General features: G+C 72.6%; 13 protein-coding genes. 4 read left to right on the forward strand and 9 right to left on the reverse strand.

From position 1 onward, the window contains the following. Positions 1 to 34: 34 nt before the first annotated feature. The 6 genes from NOSIN_RS17685 to NOSIN_RS17710 all read right to left on the reverse strand — a co-directional run bounded on the left by NOSIN_RS17685 (position 35) and on the right by NOSIN_RS17710 (position 7,169). Entirely contained in the window at positions 35 to 700 is a 666-nt protein-coding gene (locus NOSIN_RS17685; RefSeq protein WP_077691815.1) for a DUF6758 family protein, read from the reverse strand. 91 nt (positions 701 to 791) lie between these two features. Next, positions 792 to 2,684: a translational GTPase TypA gene (typA, locus tag NOSIN_RS17690; protein WP_077691816.1), complete on the reverse strand. Its 1,893-nt coding sequence runs from the start codon at positions 2,682 to 2,684 to the stop codon at positions 792 to 794. A gap of 111 nt (positions 2,685 to 2,795) precedes the next feature. Continuing rightward, entirely contained in the window at positions 2,796 to 3,230 is a 435-nt protein-coding gene (locus NOSIN_RS17695) for a (deoxy)nucleoside triphosphate pyrophosphohydrolase (protein WP_077693635.1), read from the reverse strand. A 52-nt stretch (positions 3,231 to 3,282) separates the two neighbouring features. Continuing rightward, the gene (gene recD2 / locus NOSIN_RS17700) at positions 3,283 to 5,532 is read right to left on the reverse strand and encodes an SF1B family DNA helicase RecD2 (RefSeq protein ID WP_077691817.1); all 2,250 of its coding nucleotides are present in this window, start codon (positions 5,530 to 5,532) and stop codon (positions 3,283 to 3,285) included. Positions 5,533 to 5,550: 18 nt separating this feature from the next. Continuing rightward, entirely contained in the window at positions 5,551 to 5,976 is a 426-nt protein-coding gene (locus tag NOSIN_RS17705; protein WP_077691818.1) for an MmcQ/YjbR family DNA-binding protein, read from the reverse strand. Further along, positions 5,973 to 7,169: a hypothetical protein gene (locus tag NOSIN_RS17710; protein ID WP_227014671.1), complete on the reverse strand. Its 1,197-nt coding sequence runs from the start codon at positions 7,167 to 7,169 to the stop codon at positions 5,973 to 5,975. Before NOSIN_RS17710 ends, NOSIN_RS17705 begins: the two co-directional genes overlap by 4 nt. 166 nt (positions 7,170 to 7,335) lie before the next feature. Here NOSIN_RS17710 and NOSIN_RS17715 point away from each other — a divergent pair, with 166 nt between their 5' ends. Beyond that, positions 7,336 to 8,430 (forward strand): serine/threonine-protein kinase, encoded by a 1,095-nt coding sequence (locus NOSIN_RS17715; protein WP_077691819.1) that lies wholly within the window; start codon positions 7,336 to 7,338, stop codon positions 8,428 to 8,430. A gap of 13 nt (positions 8,431 to 8,443) precedes the next feature. Here the strand turns inward: NOSIN_RS17715 and NOSIN_RS17720 are convergent, their stop codons facing one another. Next, positions 8,444 to 9,001, reverse strand: coding sequence for a hypothetical protein (locus NOSIN_RS17720; RefSeq protein ID WP_077691820.1), 558 nt, complete (start codon positions 8,999 to 9,001; stop codon positions 8,444 to 8,446). A 352-nt stretch (positions 9,002 to 9,353) separates the two neighbouring features. On the opposite strand from NOSIN_RS17720, the gene NOSIN_RS17725 reads away from it, so the two are divergent. After that, positions 9,354 to 11,498, forward strand: coding sequence for a bifunctional metallophosphatase/5'-nucleotidase (locus tag NOSIN_RS17725; RefSeq protein WP_077691821.1), 2,145 nt, complete (start codon positions 9,354 to 9,356; stop codon positions 11,496 to 11,498). 98 nt (positions 11,499 to 11,596) lie between these two features. Here NOSIN_RS17725 and NOSIN_RS17730 read toward each other — a convergent pair whose 3' ends face one another. Continuing rightward, on the reverse strand, positions 11,597 to 12,316 hold the full coding sequence (locus NOSIN_RS17730) for a hypothetical protein (protein ID WP_077691822.1): 720 nt from the start codon (positions 12,314 to 12,316) through the stop codon (positions 11,597 to 11,599). 367 nt (positions 12,317 to 12,683) lie between these two features. Here NOSIN_RS17730 and NOSIN_RS17735 point away from each other — a divergent pair, with 367 nt between their 5' ends. After that, positions 12,684 to 13,352 (forward strand): response regulator transcription factor, encoded by a 669-nt coding sequence (locus tag NOSIN_RS17735; protein WP_077691823.1) that lies wholly within the window; start codon positions 12,684 to 12,686, stop codon positions 13,350 to 13,352. 67 nt (positions 13,353 to 13,419) lie between these two features. After that, positions 13,420 to 14,706, forward strand: a complete 1,287-nt coding sequence (locus tag NOSIN_RS17740; RefSeq protein WP_077691824.1) for a sensor histidine kinase — start codon at positions 13,420 to 13,422, stop codon at positions 14,704 to 14,706. 15 nt (positions 14,707 to 14,721) lie between these two features. On the opposite strand, the gene NOSIN_RS17745 is transcribed toward NOSIN_RS17740, so the two are convergent. Continuing rightward, the gene (locus tag NOSIN_RS17745) at positions 14,722 to 16,938 is read right to left on the reverse strand and encodes a glycosyltransferase (RefSeq protein ID WP_236743390.1); all 2,217 of its coding nucleotides are present in this window, start codon (positions 16,936 to 16,938) and stop codon (positions 14,722 to 14,724) included. Positions 16,939 to 16,995 lie beyond the last annotated feature (57 nt).

Genomic DNA, 16,995 nt, shown 5'->3' on the forward strand with positions numbered 1-16,995 from the left:
CCGCGCCCCGCACGGGTGGAGCCGGGCGGCGGATTCAGTCCGTTTCGTCCCGGGGCGCCAGGCTCCGGACGAGGAAGGGGCTGGGTGCGCCGAAGGGCGGTTCCAGCGCGACGCCCCCGTCCCTGATGTCACGCAGGTCGCGCAGAGCGTTGATCTCGCACATGAGCATGCCGGTGTCGGCGGCTGCGAACACCAGCCACACCCAGTGGGCGAGCGCCTCGCCGGTGTAGACGGCCCGGTCGCGGCCCACGTCCAGGTTCCACAGCGCGATCTCGTGGCCGTCGAAGCGCACCTTGGCGTCGGCCGCTGAGCTGTCGAAGCCGTCGCCGGGGTCGGGGCCCTCCAGCCCGGCGAGGCGGGCGCCGAGGCCCACACCGGGGTCCTCCGCGACGATGACGGCCTCGCCGACGCCGCCGAGCGGGTCGGGACCGGACAGGGCCACGGCGGTGGCGAGGACGCCGCTGCGTTCGTCTCCGCACTCGGCGAAGCCGGTGACCACCCAGTTGGTGGGCAGCGGCCAGGGAATCCAGACGGGGACGTGGGCCTGGGGCAGGAGTACCTCCAGGGCCGCGGTTCCGGGTGCCCGCACCGGTTGCAGGGGCACCACCGGTCCGTGGACGTCGCACTGCCAGGCGCTGGTCCACAGCCCCGGAGGCTGGACCGCGCGCCCGCAGCGGGGACACGTGGGCTCGGACTTCATGCTGCTCACGGGTCTACCCGACCCGTCCGGCCGGAAAACGCGGTGGGGGCGGACCGCGCGTGCGGCCCGCCCCCGTCCCGTAGCGGTGGTACTACCGCTGCTGGCGCTTCTTGTTGGCCGTCATCCGGCCGCGCTCCTTCTGGTCCAGGACGACCTTGCGGATGCGCACGTGGTCGGGGGTGACCTCCACGCACTCGTCCTCGCGGCAGAACTCCAGGGCCTGCTCCAGGGAGAGCTTGCGCGGCGGCACCAGGCGCACCAGCTCGTCGCCGGTGGCCGAGCGCATGTTGGTGAGCTTCTTCTCCTTGGTGATGTTGACGTCCATGTCGTCGGCGCGCGAGTTCTCGCCCACGATCATGCCCTCGTAGACCTCGGTGCCCGGCTCGACGAAGAGCGTGCCGCGCTCCTGGAGGTTGAACATCGCGAACGCGACGGCGGCGCCGGCGCGGTCGGCCACCAGGGACCCGTTGGGCCGGGTGCGCAGCTCGCCGAACCACGGCTCGAACTTCTCGAAGACGTGGTGGGCGATACCGGTACCGCGGGTCTCGGTGAGGAACTCGGTACGGAAGCCGATGAGGCCGCGGGAGGGCACCAGCCAGTCCATGCGCACCCAGCCGGTGCCGTGGTTGACCATGTTCTCCATCCGGCCCTTGCGGACGCTGAGCAGCTGGGTGATGGCACCCATGTACTCCTCGGGGGCGTCCACGGTGAGGCGCTCGACGGGCTCGTGGACCTTGCCGTCGACGACCTTGGTGACCACCTGCGGCTTGCCGATGGTCAGCTCGTAGCCCTCACGGCGCATCTGCTCGACCAGGATGGCCAGCGCCAGCTCGCCGCGGCCCTGCACCTCCCAGGTGTCGGGGCGCTCGGTGGGCAGCACGCGCAGGGAGACGTTGCCGACGAGCTCCTTCTCCAGGCGGTCCTTGACCAGGCGGGCGGTGACCTTGGAGCCCTTGACCCTGCCGACCAGCGGCGAGGTGTTGGTGCCGACGGTCATGGAGATCGCGGGCTCGTCCACCCGGATCAGCGGCAGCGGGACCGGGTTCTCCAGGTCGGCGAGGGTCTCGCCGATCATGATGTCCTCGATACCGGCGATGGCGACGATGTCGCCGGGCCCGGCCTTCTCGGCGGGCTTGCGCTGCAGGCCCTCGGTCATGAGCAGCTCGGTGAGCTTGACCTGCTGGATGCTGCCGTCGGTGCGGATCCACGCGACCTGCTGGCCCTTGCGCAGCTCACCCTGCTGGATGCGGCACAGCGCCAGACGGCCCAGGAACGGGGAGGCGTCCAGGTTGGTGACGTGGGCCTGGAGGGAGCCTCCGGGGACGTACTCGGGAGCCGGAATGGTGTCCAGGATGGTGCTGAACAGCGGCACGAGGTTGTCGTTGTCGGGCACGGTGCCGTTGGCGGGGCGCTCCAGGGAGGCCTTGCCGTCGCGCGCGCAGGCGTAGACGATCGGGAACTCGATCTGCGACTCGTCGGCGTCCAGGTCCATGAACAACTCGTAGGTGTCGTCCACGACCTCGGCGATGCGGCTGTCGGGCCGGTCGACCTTGTTGATGACGAGGATGACGGGAAGCTTGGCCTGGAGTGCCTTGCGCAGCACGAAGCGGGTCTGCGGGAGCGGGCCCTCGCTGGCGTCCACGAGCAGCACGACGCCGTCGACCATCGACAGGCCCCGCTCGACCTCGCCACCGAAGTCGGCGTGGCCGGGGGTGTCGATGATGTTGATGACCACGTCCTCGCCCTCGGGCGTGGTGTAGTGGACAGCCGTGTTCTTCGCGAGAATGGTGATGCCCTTCTCGCGCTCCAGGTCATTGGAGTCCATCACACGGTCGTCGACGTCCTGGTTCTCGCGGAACACTCCGGACTGCCAGAGCATGGCGTCAACGAGGGTCGTCTTGCCGTGGTCCACGTGGGCCACGATCGCGACGTTGCGGAGGTCGCTGCGGCGTGCGGAGCCCTCGACGGGCGTAGCGCTGGACATGGGAAAGTCTCGATCTCCTGGTACTGGGAAGAGACCGCAGATTGCCACGGCCCGTTACCAGTTTATGTGGTCAAAGCGGCCCCTTGGGGAAACGTGCGGGCCGAACCGTCCTCAGGGCCTGGTGACGGCGCCCGGGGAGAGCAGTGGCTCGACGATGTCGAGGAAGGGCACGTCGGCGGGAAGCCAGTCCAGGGCGCGCAGGCCGGCGGCGTTGAGCCAGCGCAGGGAGAGGTGCTCCCGGGCCTCGGGCTCGCCGGAGAGCAGCTCCACGCGCCACAGCCGCAGCACGGCGGGGCGCGTGTGGTCCCGGCCGGGCGCGGGGAAGGGCGCGTCCGCGCCGAGCTGGTGCAGGGGGCGGACGTCGGCGCCGAGCTCCTCACGGAACTCGCGGACCACGGCCTGGGCCGGGGTCTCCCCCGGGTCGACCTTGCCGCCGGGGAACTCCCACCGGCCGCGCAGGGCCTCGGGACCGGCGCGCTGGGCGGCCAGGACGCGGCCGTCGCGGATGACGACGGCGCCCACCACGATCAGGGTCTGTTGTTCCACGGTGCCCAGCGTAGCGATGCCCCACGACATGGCGGGCCCGGCGGCGGAGCGGTCAGGGGGTGCCCGGCCCGGCGGTCCCGCCCGGCGTCCACCGGACGGACCGCAGCCGGTGCGCCAGCGCCGTGTGCCTGCGCCCGGAGGAGGCGTTGCGGACCGCCTGGGCCAGGGCGCGCCGGGAGCCGACGAGGACGACCAGCTTCTTCGCCCGGGTGACGGCGGTGTACAGCAGGTTGCGCTGGAGCATCATCCAGGCGCTGGTGGTGACGGGGACGACCACGGCGGGGTACTCGCTGCCCTGGGACCGGTGCACGGTGACGGCGTAGGCGTGGGCGAGTTCGTCGAGCTCGGCGAAGTCGTAGGCGACCTCCTCGTCCTCGTCGGTGCGCACCAGGACCTCCTGGGCGACGGAGTCGATGCCCGTGACCACACCGAGGGTTCCGTTGAACACCCCGGTCTCGCCCTTCTCGTAGTTGTTGCGGATCTGGGTGACCTTGTCGCCGACGCGGAAGACACGGCCGCCGAAGCGGCGTTCGGGGACGTGCTCGCCCGAGGGGGTCACGGCGGCCTGGAGCGCCGTGTTGAGGTTGACGGCCCCGGCCGGGCCGCCCTTCATGGGGGTGAGGACCTGCACGTCCCGGCGCGGGTCGAGGCCGAACCGGCGAGGGATACGGCGGGCGACCACGTCCACGGTCATCTCGGCGGCGTCCTCGGACTCCTCGCAGGGGAAGAGGAAGAAGTCGTTCATGCCCTGGAAGTGCGGCGGTTCACCGCTGTTGATCCGGTGGGCGTTGGTGATCACCCCGGAGTGCTGGGCCTGGCGGAAGACGTGGGTCAGGCGCACGCTCGGAACGGGCGATCCCTCGTCGAGCAGGTCGCGCAGCACCTGGCCCGCGCCGACGGAGGGCAGCTGGTCCACGTCGCCGACGAACAGCAGGTGCGCTCCGGGCGGGACCGCCTTGACCAGCTTGTTGGCCAGGAGCACGTCCAGCATGGAGGCCTCGTCCACCACCAGCAGGTCGCAGTCGAGCGGGTTGTCGCGGTCGTAGGTGGCCTCGCCGCCCGGGCGGAGTTCGAGGAGCCGGTGCACGGTGGAGGCCTCGACCCCGGTCATCTCGGTGAGGCGCTTGGCGGCGCGTCCCGTGGGCGCGGCCATGATCACCTTGGCGCGCTTGGCCGCGGCCAGGGTGACGACGGAGGCGACGGTGAAGGACTTGCCGCAGCCGGGCCCGCCGGTGAGCACGCACACCTTCTCCGAGAGCGCCAGGCGCACGGCCTCGCGCTGGGCCTCGGCGAGCTCGGCGCGGGTGCGGGAGTGCAGCCAGTCCAGGGCCACGTCCCAGTCCACCCCGGCGAACGCGGGCATGCGGTCCACCGGGTGGGAGAGCAGGGTGCGCAGCCCGGAGGTCAGACCGACCTCGGCCCGGTGCATGGGCACCAGGTAGACGGCGCGCACGGGCTCTCCCTCGGGTCCGGGGACGGTCTCCCGGACCACGCCCTCGGTGGCCACGAGCTCGGCGACGCACTCGATCACCAGCCCGGCCTCCACCTGGAGGATCTTCACGGCGGCGGAGATGAGCTTCTCCTCGGGCAGGTAGCAGTGCCCGTCCCCGGTGGACTCCGAGAGGGTGAACTGGATCCCGGCCATCACCCGCTGCGGGCTGTCGTGCGGGATGCCGACCGCCTGGGCGATGGTGTCGGCGGTCTTGAAGCCGATCCCCCACACGTCGGTGGCCAGCCGGTAGGGCTCCTTCTGCACGATGTCGATGGAGGCGTCGCCGTACTTCTTGTAGATGCGCACGGCCAGGGAGGTGGTGACCTCGACCCCCTGGAGGAAGACCATCACCTCCTTGATGGACTTCTGCTCCTCCCACGCGTTCGCGATGAGCCCGGTGCGCTTGGGGCCGAGGCCCGGGACCTCGATGAGCCGCTCGGGGTGCTCCTCGATGACGTCCAGGGCGTCGGTGCCGAAGTGGTCGACGATCCGCTCGGCCATCTTCGGGCCGATGCCCTTGATCAGTCCGGAGCCGAGGTAGCGGCGGATGCCCTGGACCGTGGCGGGCAGGACGGTCGTGTAGTCGTCCACGTGGAACTGGCGGCCGTACTGGGGGTGGGAGCCCCAGCGGCCGCGCATGCGCAACGCCTCACCGGGCTGGACGCCCATGAGGGAGCCGACCACGGTGAGCAGGTCGCCGCCACGGCCGGTGTCGACGCGGGCGACGGTGTACCCGGTGTCCTCGTTGGCGTAGGTGATCCGTTCCAGGACGCCCTGGACGACGGCTGGCTGGACGGTCTTGTCGGACACGCGTTCGTCCTCTCCGGGTCACGTACGCTCCGGTGCCTCCGCGGCCGCGCCGCCGACGCGCGGCGCGTCCTCGCCCAGGACCGCGAGCACGCGGTCGCGGTCGGCCCGGCGCAGGCTCCGGGCCACCAGGACGTAGGAGTGTCTGAGCATCTCCAGGATCTCGTCCTCGGGCACCGTGCCGTCCAGGAGCACGGAGTTCCAGTGCTTCTTGTTCATGTGGTATCCGGGCGTGACGGCGGGGAACCGGTCCCGCAGCTCCAGGGCCAGGTCGGGGTCGCACTTGAGGTTGGCCGTGGCCGGTCCGCTCCCGTCGCCTCCCCCCGTGAGCAGGGCGAACATCTTCTGTCCGGCCACCTTGTACACCAGGGCGCCCGGGCCGAAGGGCTCGCCCTCCTCGGCTTCGGGGAACCACAGGGCGGCGTCGATGAACTGTCCGGGGGTCATGGGCGGCCCCTCCCTTCCTCCGTCTCCGACAGTGCCAGAGACCGCCGACGTTCGGGAGCCCCGCCCCGTCCTGTGGACGGCCCCGCCCGCGGGCGGCGGGGCGGTCGGTCCGGGTCGTCCGCCAGGGCGGCGACCCGCAGGGCGAGCTCCTGGGCCCGCACGAGGGAGTCGAGCATCTCGCCGCTCTGCCCGTGCACGGCACCGGCTTCGGCCGCCTCCACGGCGATCACGTCGAGCTCACGGGCCGACACGCGGTCCTGCTCGTCCAGTTCGGCGGTGCGCACACGGCCCGCGTAGTCCTCCAGCACCTCGACACGGGCCCTCACCTCGGCCGTCTCCGCGGCCAGGACGGCTCCGGCGCGGGCGGCGGCCTCGCGGCTGCGCTCCCCGGGCGTGGGCGTCCGCCGGATCCGGTCCCTGACCCGGGTCTGGTGGAGCAGGCTCCGGGCGACGAACCACTCCACGTCGGCCAGCACCACCCGGTTGCGCACGGTGTCCAGCAGGAGCCCGCGCTCGTGGAGCGGTGAGCCCAGGACCGCGTCGACGGCCCTCTGCACGCGCTCCAGGAGGGCACGGGATCCGTCGTCGAGCGTTCCGGGGGACACGAACGCCTCCTCGGCGGACTCGACGATCCGCACGGGGTCGCGTTCACCCTCCCGCCGGTGGCGGAGCGCGCGGACCAGGGACGCGCTCCCCACGGCGAGGACGGCGCCCGCCGCGAGGGCGAGCTCGGCGCGCAACGGGAGGTCGAGGACCAGCCAGGTCACGGCCAGGACCCAGAAGAGCCCGTAGGAGACCCGCAGGAGCGCCTTTCCCCAGCCGTCCGGGCGGCCGGTGTCGCGCGGGACCCTCCGGGCCCGGGCCTCGTCCAGGGCGACGCGCAGGCTCTCCGCGCGCTCCGGCGGAAGGGAGGGGTCGAGCGTGGCCCTGCCCTCCTGTCCGGGTTCGCCGACCAGGCCGAACAGACGCACCAGCCTGGACCGCGCCTGGTCCCCGCGCTCGCTGAGGACGAGCACGCCGCGGGCGTCGCGCGTGGCGAGGCCCGCGGCGACGAGTGCGGTGCTGTCCTCGTCCCGCCGGACGTCGGGGCACCACACGCCCTGCCTGGCGGGGAGGGGCTCGGCGCGGCGCAGGGCCCGGACCATGTCGGGGGTGAGCCGGACGGGGTATCCGCCGGGGAGGGTGAACTCCATCGTGTTCCTTCCGCGCGCGGACGGGCTTGCGCTTGACGACGTCTTTATAGCGGAGTCCCCCGCCGCGCGGGGGTTCGCGGCCGTGCGCGCCCTCCTGCCGCCGCGCCGGAGGCGGATAGGATCCGGCGCAACAGCGTCCCCCGTCCCCGGCGAAGCGGGAGTCACCATGAAGGCGCGCGGCGTACGCAGACTCGCCCCCCTGGAGCCGGACGACCCCCGTGAGATCGGCGGGCACCGGGTGCGGGGGCGGATCGGCTCCGGCGGCATGGGCACGGTCTACGCCGCCGACTCCCCCGGCGTGCACGGCTACCTGGCGGTCAAGGTCGTCCACGCCGAGCAGGCCGCCGACCGGCGCTTCCGGGAGCGGTTCGCGCACGAGGCCCGCCTGCTCTCCCGGGTGAACAGCCCGGCGGTGGCACGGTTCGTGCGCGCCGACGTGGAGGCGGACCCGCCCTGGATGATCACCGAGTACGTGCCGGGGCCCACCCTGCGCCACCACGTGGAGCGGCACGGCCGCCTGCGCGGGGGGATGCTGCTGGGGCTGGCCGTGGGCGTCGCGGAGGCGCTGCGGGCCATCCACGCCGCCGGCGTGGTCCACCGCGACCTCAAGCCCGGCAACGTGGTGCTCTCCGGCAAGGGCCCCAAGCTGCTGGACTTCGGGATCGCGCACCCGGTGGAGGACCCCGATCCCACCAAGTGGATCCGGCTGCGCAGGATGCGCCGGGCCTACCGGGACCTCAGGCTGCCGTCACCGGAGTCGCTGCCCGACGAGCGGGTCGCCGAGCAGGTCGACAGACTGGGCACGCCGGGGTGGATCAGCCCCGAGCAGTACCGGCGCGAGCCCACGACGCAGAGGGCCGACGTGTTCCTGTGGGGGGCCACGGTGGCCTTCGCCGCCGCCGCGCACGACCCGTTCGGTCGGGCCGGGGTCAAGGAGATGGCCCGGCGCGTGATGTTCGAGGAACCGGACCTGGAGTACCTGCCGCCCGGCCTGGAGCGGCTGGTGCTGGCCGCGATGGCCAAGGAGCCGGGTGGGCGGCCCGACGCCGTGGAGCTGCTGCGCGCGGCCCTGGCCCTGGAGGGCCCCGAGGGCGGAGTGCACGCGGCGGAGGGCCCCGGGCAGGCCGCGGCGGGGCCGGACGCCGCGGCCGTGCGGCGGCTGCTGGAGCGCCGGTGGACGGAGGTGGCGGTGCGTCCGCCGCGGCCCCCGCGCAAGGGGCGCGGGCCGTTCGGCCGCGCGTTCGGCCCCGGGCGCGGCTGAGGGCGGCCGCCGGTCAGAGCAGCCCGTAGTGGGCGCGGGCCTCGCGGGAGAACATGTGGACCACCATCATGACGGCGAAGCCCAGCGGGATGACCGCGAAGTAGTCCCCGGCGAGGCTCCACAGCAGGAGCGCGCCCGCGGCGGCCTGGAAGAGCACGACGCCCCAGAACACGCCGACCGTGCGGTGGTGGATCCTGGCGGCCAGGAGCGTGGACAGCAGCCCGTACACGCCGGTGACCGCCGCCATGGCGGCCATCATGGCGCGCACCGTCTCCACGTCGGAGAAGGGTTCGGCGCTTTGCCCCGAGGCGGCGTCGGCCTGCTGCCGCATGGCCTCGGCCACGGCCTCGGAGGACACGCTCAGCCCCATGAGGAAGAGGGCCGACAGCGCGAGCCCGCAGGCGCCGCCCACGAACATCAGGACGCGGACGAGCGCCACCTTCCCGGGCAGGGGCGCGTCGGGGCGCAGCGCGTCGAGGTGGGCACCGAAGTCGGGCATCCCCCGCGGCGGCACGCCGCCTCCGTGCTGCGTCCCGTCGGGGTCGTACGGGTCCTGGCCAGAGGAAAACACGGACGTCCTCCGAGGGATGTCGAGCCGGCTTGTCTCCCCCATCGTAGAGGGCGGGAGGCGAAGGGCACGGGACCGGCCGGGAAACCGCTCCACCGCCGCGGGCGGCGGGCCGTACGGGCGGGTCACCGGGCGGGTCACCCAGTGCGACCGAGAGGGCAGCAGGGTCACGCAGCGCGATACGGACGTACCAAAAACCTGTATCGGTACCGCAGATTCTGCAAATCGTAACCCCGTGGCACGTGAACCCTCGTCCGCGCGCCTCTAGGGTGAACCACTCCGACCCCCTGTCCGCCCCGGCGGAACCCCCGGTCGTCCCCCGACGACGTTCATCCTCCGAAGGAGTCCCGGAAAGATGTCCAGACTCGTGCGCGCCTCGGCCGCACTGGTGCTGACGAGCGCCCTGGTGGTCCCGTTCGCACCCACAGCGAGTGCGTCCGTCCCCGCGAACCCCGAGGACGGCGCCGACTTCACCCTGACGATCCTGCACGCCAACGACCCCGAGTCCCAGCTGCTGCCCGCCCCCGAGCAGGCGGGCTTCGGCGGCGCCGACCGCTTCACCACGCTGCTCCACCGGCTGCGCGAGGCCGAGGACAGCGGCACCGGCGCGGAGGAGGGCGAGGCCGACGAGCACGGTGTCGTGACCGTCAACGCCGGCGACATGTACCTTCCGGGCCCGGAGTTCGCCGCCTCCCGCGAGGAGGGCGCGCCCTTCTACGACGCCGTCGCCGCCGGCCACGCGGAGTACGACGCGATCTCCATGGGCAACCACGAGTTCGACTTCGGCCCGGACGTGTACGCGGAGTTCCTCGAACAGCTGGACGGGGACACCACGGTGGTCGCCGCCAACGTGGACGTGTCCGCCGAGTCCCGCCTGGCCGCGCTGGAGGAGGAGGGCCGGATCGCGCCCAGCACCGTGGTGGAGGCCTCCGGACACGAGGTCGGCGTCGTCGGCGCCCTGTACCCGCCGCTGGATACCATCACCAGCCCGCGCGGCGTGGTGGTGGAGGACCTCGTCGAGCCGGTCCAGGCCGAGGTCGACCGGCTGACCGAGGCGGGCGTGGACAAGGTCGTCCTGATCTCGCACCTGCAGAACATCGCCTACGAGGAGAGGGTCGCCCAGGAGCTGACCGGCGTCGACGCCATCGTCGCGGGCGGCGGCCACGAGGTGATGGCCGGCCCGGACGACGCGCTGGTGCCCGGCGACGAGGTCACCGCGCACCCGGAGACCGGCGAGCCGCTGGCCTACCCGCTGATGGCCACCAACCCCGAGGGCGTCGGGGTGCCGATCGTCACCGCCGGATCGAACTACAAGTACGTGGGCCGCCTGGTCGTGAACTTCGACGGCGGCGACGTGGTGTCGGTCTCCGACCGCTCCGGCCCGGTCCGGGTCTCCGGCACCGGTGAGGACGCGGTCGAGCCCCACCCCGAGGTGGCCGAGCAGGTGACCGGGCCGGTCTCCGAGTACGTGGCCGGGCTGGCCGAGGCCGAGGTGGCCCGGAGCGAGGTCGACCTGAACGGCGTCCGGGACCCCGGCGTGCGCACCCGGGAGACCAACCTGGGCAACCTGGTGGCGGACGCGCTGCTGGACACCGGTGTCCGCAACGCCGACGAGTACGGGGTCCCCGCACCGCGGATCGGCATCCAGAACGGCGGCGGCATCCGCAACTCCTCGGTGATCCCCGCGGGGCCGCTGACCTCGTTGGACACCTACTCGATCGCCCCGTTCGCCAACCAGGTGGCGGTGGTCCCGGAGATCCCGCGTTCGCAGGTCAAGGAGCTGCTGGAACAAGGCGTGGCCGCCGCACCCGCGGCCAGCGGAGCGTTCATGCAGGTCGCGGGGGTCAACTTCGCCTACGACCCGGAGCGCACCGCGCAGGTGGTCGACGAGGAGGGCGTGGTCCTCACCCCCGGCGAGCGGGTCCGCAACGTGGTCCTGCACGACGGCACGGTGCTCGTCGAGGACGGCGAGGTCGTGGAGGGCGAGCCGATCACGGTCGTGACCAACGACTTCTCCGCGCGGGGCGGCGACATGTACCCGTTCCGCGGCGCGGACTTCACCGTGGTGGGCGCGACCTACCAGGGCGCCCTGGAGAACCTGCTCACCGGGACGCTGGAGGGGAGGGTCACCGAGGAGGCCTACCCCGAGGGCGGTTCCGGCCGCATCGTGGTGGGCGAGCAGGCCACCGTGCCGGACGGCGACGGCGGCGGGAAGCCCACCGACCCGCCGAGCGGGGACCCCACGGATCCGGCCGACCCGACCGACCCGGCCGACCCGACGGCTCCGCCGACCGCGGGCCCGACCGCTCCGACCGACCCGGGGAAGGATCCCGGCAAGCCCGGCGGGGACGCCGGCGGCCCCCTGCCGACGACCGGTGGCGCGCTGTTCGGGCTGGTCGCCGCGGCCGCGGTGGCCGTCGCCGCCGGCGGTGCCGCGCTCTACCTGGCCCGCAGGCGCGGAGGCGCCGCCGAAGGGGAGGCCGCGGAGACGGACTCCTAGGCAGTCGGGACGGGCCCGCCCGGGGTGTACGACACCCGGGGCGGGCCCGTGCCGTGTCCGGCGCCCGTCGGCGTGAGGGGGCCGGCACCGGCCTCCGGTCAGGGGCAGCCCGCGATCTCCCGCGCGGCCTCGGCCATGTCGTCGCGCTCGCCCTGGTCCAGACCGTGGTGCTCGAACCACACCAGCACGAAGTGGCAGGCGTCCTGGACGTCCTCCGCGGCGTTGTCCTCGCTCTCCCTCATGGCCATCGCGGTGAGCATGGCGACCCCGTCGCTTTCGAAGGCGGCCACCCGCACCAGGTCGGTGTCCATCGCGGAGGTGCACTGGAAGACGCCGCGCTCCTCCTCGTCGGCGGGGGCGCAGACCTCGTCGGTGATGTCCTGGCGCGAGTCGATGCCGAAGCCGCTCCGCAGCCCTGTGACCAGTTCCCCGGAGGAGATGAGCTCCTCGGCGGTCGGACCTGTCGTGGGCGTGCCTGTGGGCTCCCGCGTGGGCTCGTCGGTGGAGGCGAGGGGGTCCTCGGTGGGGGCCGGGGGCCCGCTCGGCGGCTCCGACGCGTGCGGCGCCTCGGCGGGCTCCTCCGACGGCTCGGGGCCCCCGGCCGCCGCGACACGTTCGGCCACCATCCCGCCGAGGGCGATGCCGCCGCCGAGGAAGGAGGCCCCCGCCAGGACCGCGGCCACGGCGAGGACGGCCACCAGGCCGGTGCCGTAGCGGCCCGGCCGGGACGGCGGCCGGCCGAAGGGGACCCGCGGAGGCCGCGGCCGGGGCGACGAGCCGTGTCCGTCGCCGTACCCGGGTGTCTCGTGGGGGTTCACACGCGGTCTCCTCGCTGTCCGGGGTGCCGGCCCAGGCGGCGCGCCGGCGGAGGTCGGGCGGCGGACGGCGGACACCTCGTCGCGTTTCGGCGCCCGTTCTATACCGCTTTATTACCCGTTTGCCACGAATCCTGTCACTTTCCCCTGCGTGGTTCCCATCCGGGGGGAGGCACAGGCTCCATCCGTGCGGCATCCTGGGCACACGCACTGCGAGCTTCCCAGTTTCACCATGTAACGGCAAAGAAAGGGCCAAAGGTGGCCAATTGGACGATTTGCCCGATATGTGATTAGCGTATTTTCGGCCAACCTTGGCACATCCGGCGCGCATAATAGGGAAATGCACGCCCCCGGACCTACGATCGGCACCATGACCTGCGTTTTGCTGGCCGAAGACGATGTCTCGATCTCCGAGCCTCTCGCGCGCGCACTCCGCCGCGAGGGCTACACGGTGGACGTGACCGTCAACGGCATGGAGACACTCGACCGTGCCCGTGCGGGAGACATAGACCTCATGGTCCTGGATCTCGGGCTGCCCGAAATGGACGGACTCGAGGTGGCGCGTCGGCTCCGGGCCGAGGGTCACGGAACGCCGATCCTCATCCTGACCGCGCGCGCCGACGAGGTCGACACCGTCGTCGGCCTCGACGCGGGTGCCGACGACTACGTCACCAAGCCCTTCCGACTGGCCGAACTGCTGGCCCGTGTCCGCGCCCTGCTGCGCCGGGGCGGTGCCGAGGTGCCCGTCGTGCACGGCGTGCGCATCGACAACGACTCACGCCGCGCCTGGCTGGGCGACCGCGAACTGCAACTCACCACCAAGGAGTTCGACCTGCTGCGCGTGCTCGTGCGCGACGCGGGCAAGGTGGTCACCCGTGAACAGATCATGCGCGAGGTCTGGGACACCAACTGGTGGGGGTCCACCAAGACCCTGGACATGCACATCTCCTGGCTGCGCCGCAAACTGGGCGACGACGCCAACCAGCCGTCGTACATCACGACCGTCCGGGGTGTGGGCTTCCGGTTCGAGCGAGACTGACACGGCCACGGGTCCGGGGCGCTCCGCGCCGGTCGGCCGCCTCCGGGTCGGACGGACATGAGGTGACATGCGCAGGCGGATGGTTTTCTCCACCCTGGTGGTGACCGTCATCGCCGTCATGCTGCTCGGGCTGCCTCTGGGCGCGCTCACGTACAAGCTGGTGTACGACGAGAGCACCCGCCAGCTCCAGGGCGAGGCGGAGTTGATCGGCGCCGAGAGCGACACCATGCTGGAGGCCCACGGCGAGCTCAACCTGGGTGAGTTCGACCGTGACCACCCGAACCGCTTCATCAGGATCACCCCGACCGACGCGTCCGCCTCGGTGACCGCGGGCGACCCCGCCCTCGACCCCGAGGCCCCCGACTCCCCGAGCATGCTGAAGGCCACGGCGACCACCGGCCGGGGCACGCTCGTCGAGGTGTGGATGAGCGCCGAGGGCGTGCAGCGGAGCGTGGTCCGCGCCTGGCTGGGGATCGCCTCCCTGTCGCTGCTGGCCATCGGCGTCGCCGTGGGACTGTCGATGTTCCAGGCACGCAGGCTCACCCTGCCCCTGATCGACCTGGCGGTCACCGCCGAGCGGCTGGGCTCGGGGGTGACCACGCCGTGGGGCCACCGCTACGGGATCCCCGAGGCCGACCGGGTGGCGGAGGTCCTGGACCGCAGCGCCGAGCGCATCGCCGGGCTGATCGCCACCGAGCGCCACTTCGCCACCGACGCCTCGCACCAGCTGCGCACACCGCTGACCGCGCTGATGATGCGCCTGGAGGAGATCCTCGCCGAGGCCGGCAACCCCGAGGTGGTCCGCGAGGAGGGCGAGGCCGCCCTGGCCCAGACCGAGCGCCTGGTGGAGACCGTGGAGAGCCTGCTGGGGCGGGCCCGCAAGAGCCAGAACCCCGAGGTGGAGGCGGTGGAGGTCGACTCCGTCCTCAACCACATCCAGGCCGAGTGGCAGCCGGTCTTCCACGCCGAGCAGCGCAGGCTGCTGGTCACCGGGGTGTCGGGGCTGACGGCCATGACCGTCCCCACCGACCTGGCGCAGATCATCGCGACCCTGGTGGAGAACGCCTACAAGCACGGCGCGGGCACGGTGACCATCCGCCGCCTCGACACCGACCAGTCGGTGCGCATCGAGGTGAGCGACGAGGGCGAGGGGGTCCCCGACCACCTGGCGGGCCGGATCTTCGACCGCGAGGTCAGCGGTAGCGGCGGCACCGGCCTGGGACTGGCACTGGCCCGGCACATCGCCGAGTCCGAGGGCGCACGGATCGAGCTGGTGCAGACCAGGCCGACCACCTTCGCGCTGTTCCTGCCCGCGGGGGCGGGAGGCCTGTCGAAGATGACCGGCCCGGTCTGAGCTCCGAGCGGCCCCTCAGGCGCCCGCCCTGGCGGTGGACTGCTCCGCCTGGTCGGGGACCTTGCCCCGCACCACCAGGTCGCTCCACAGCGAACGCACCCGGCTCAGGCCGTAGGCCTTGGTGATCTCCCCGCGCGCCCGTTCCGCCTCGGCGGCGAAGCGCCCCTCGCTCACGGTCGCGTGGATGGACTCGGCCATCGCCACCGCGTCGTCGTGGATCCAGTGCGGGTCGTAGATGGTGTCCGCGCCCGGCCACGGCAGCAGCGCGGGCACCCCGCCCGAGGCGGCGCACTCGGCCGGAGCCAGGTGGAACGACTCGTCGTCACTGGTGGAGAGCATGAACCCCACCCGCCGCAGCCAGGTGGCCACGTCCGGACCGAACGGGTCGAACACCACCCCGGAGGCGAGGAGGTCGTCACGCTGGATCCGCCGGTACACACGCTCGAAGTAGGCGCGCTCCTCCGGGCGGTTCCAGACCCACCAGTACTCCCACGGCTGCTTGGTCTTCACCGCCAGCGTGTACCGCGGGTCCATGCGCCGCAGCTCCGACAGCACGTCCAGGCCCCGGTCCAGGCGCTTGCGCGACGGGGCGATCCCGACCATGCCCATCGAGTACTCCACACCGGAGAGCTTGGGCCGGTCCAACTGCTCGTCGTCCACCCAGTTGGGCATCACGATCACCTTGTCGGCGGGCCACCCGGTCAGCTCACGGGTCAGGTCGGCGTAGTGGGGGCTCACGCACACCACGGCGTCCACCTTGTCGATGTCGAGCTTGCGCGGCCACTCCGCGTACAGCTCGAAGCGGTGCAGCCGCACGATCAGGCGCTGGTCGGGCCGCTTCCACTTGGCGTAGAACAGGGCGTTGGGCCCGCACCACTCGCAGATCACCACGTCCGCCCAGCCCGCCAGCTCACGGGACCGGTACTGGTCGTGGGTGCTCAGCCCCTCCCACTGGTCCATGCGCACGTCCAGCCCGGGCAGCGAGTCCAGGTACTCGGCCAGGCGGGTGAAGAACTTCATGTCGTGCCCGGCCACGACCACCTTGAGCGGGCGGTCCGGGTCGGCACCCGCCGGCGCCGGGGGCAGGGCCTCGGTGAGGTAGCCGCGCAGCCGTTCGGCGGCCCGCTCCAGGGTGTGGTCGGCCGCGGCGTCGCGGCAGCGCGCGGCCGCGTCCGCGTAGACCGCGCGGTCGCTGTGGGCGCGGGCGACCACCTCGGCGACCGAGGCGACGTCCGCGCCGGCGAACAGCGGGTAGTCGGCGCCCAGCATCGTCTCGTGCATGGGGGTGCGGTTGAGCACCACCGGCAGTCCGAGCGCGCCCAGCTCCAGCACCTTGGTGGACAGCTCCAGGCTGGCGTCCATGGACGGGTCGCGCCAGGACAGCCCGAAGCCGCACTCGGCGGCCTGGCGGAGCGCGTCGGCACGCGACATCCCGCCGCGCCAGTGCACGTCCGGGGTGTCCTCCAGTGCCCTGCGCATGCGCTTGGCCCAGTCGGCGGGCTCCGCGTGGATCTTGTCGCCGATCATCACCAGTTCGGCGTCCACCCCGCGGCGCGCCAGCTCGGCCGGCAGCTCGGTCATCTCCAGGGTGTTCCACCGCGGCGCGAACTTGCCGGTGTAGGCCATGCGGGCCCGGGCGTGGGCCTCCCCGTCCGCGCGCACGTCCTCGGGGACGACCACCACGGGCGGGAACAGGACCGACCGTCCGCAGGCGGCGGGCACCGACGCCTCCAGGAAGGCGCGCAGCTCCTCGGTCTGGCAGAGCAGGAACCGGGAGGCCAGCGCGATCTCGGTGAGTTCGGCGGTGGCGGTGGCCGACAGCTCCCCCACGCTGTGCGGGAAGTCGGTCAGGTAGGTCCACAGGCGTCCCGCCAGCGCCTCCTCCTGCGCGGCCAGTCCGGCCAGGCGGCGGCCGCGCACGACGACCAGGTCGAAGGCCTTTCGCTCGTGGTACCTGGTCATCAGGGTGACGGCCTGCTCCGGGGTGAGCCCCCGCGGGGCCAGGTCCGGCAGCGCCTTGTCCTCGTGGGGCCGCACGAGCCTGACCCCGGGCACCCTGGTGAGCGGCTCGGTGAGCCGGTCGGTGCGCACGGGCGCCTTCAGCAGCAGGGTGACCTCGCATCCGGCCGCGGCCAGGGCCTGCGCCATCGACTGCGCCCAGATCGCGGAACCGTCGATGATGTTGAGGTCCACGTCCCCGTACAGGAGTGCGCGCGGAGGCGGTGTACTCACGTTCTTCCCTTCGGATGCTTTCTCGTTGCCCGTGCGGGGCGGTCGGCGCGGTCGGTG

Source organism: Nocardiopsis sinuspersici (genome assembly GCF_001998325.1).
Lineage (GTDB): Bacteria > Actinomycetota > Actinomycetes > Streptosporangiales > Streptosporangiaceae > Nocardiopsis > Nocardiopsis sinuspersici.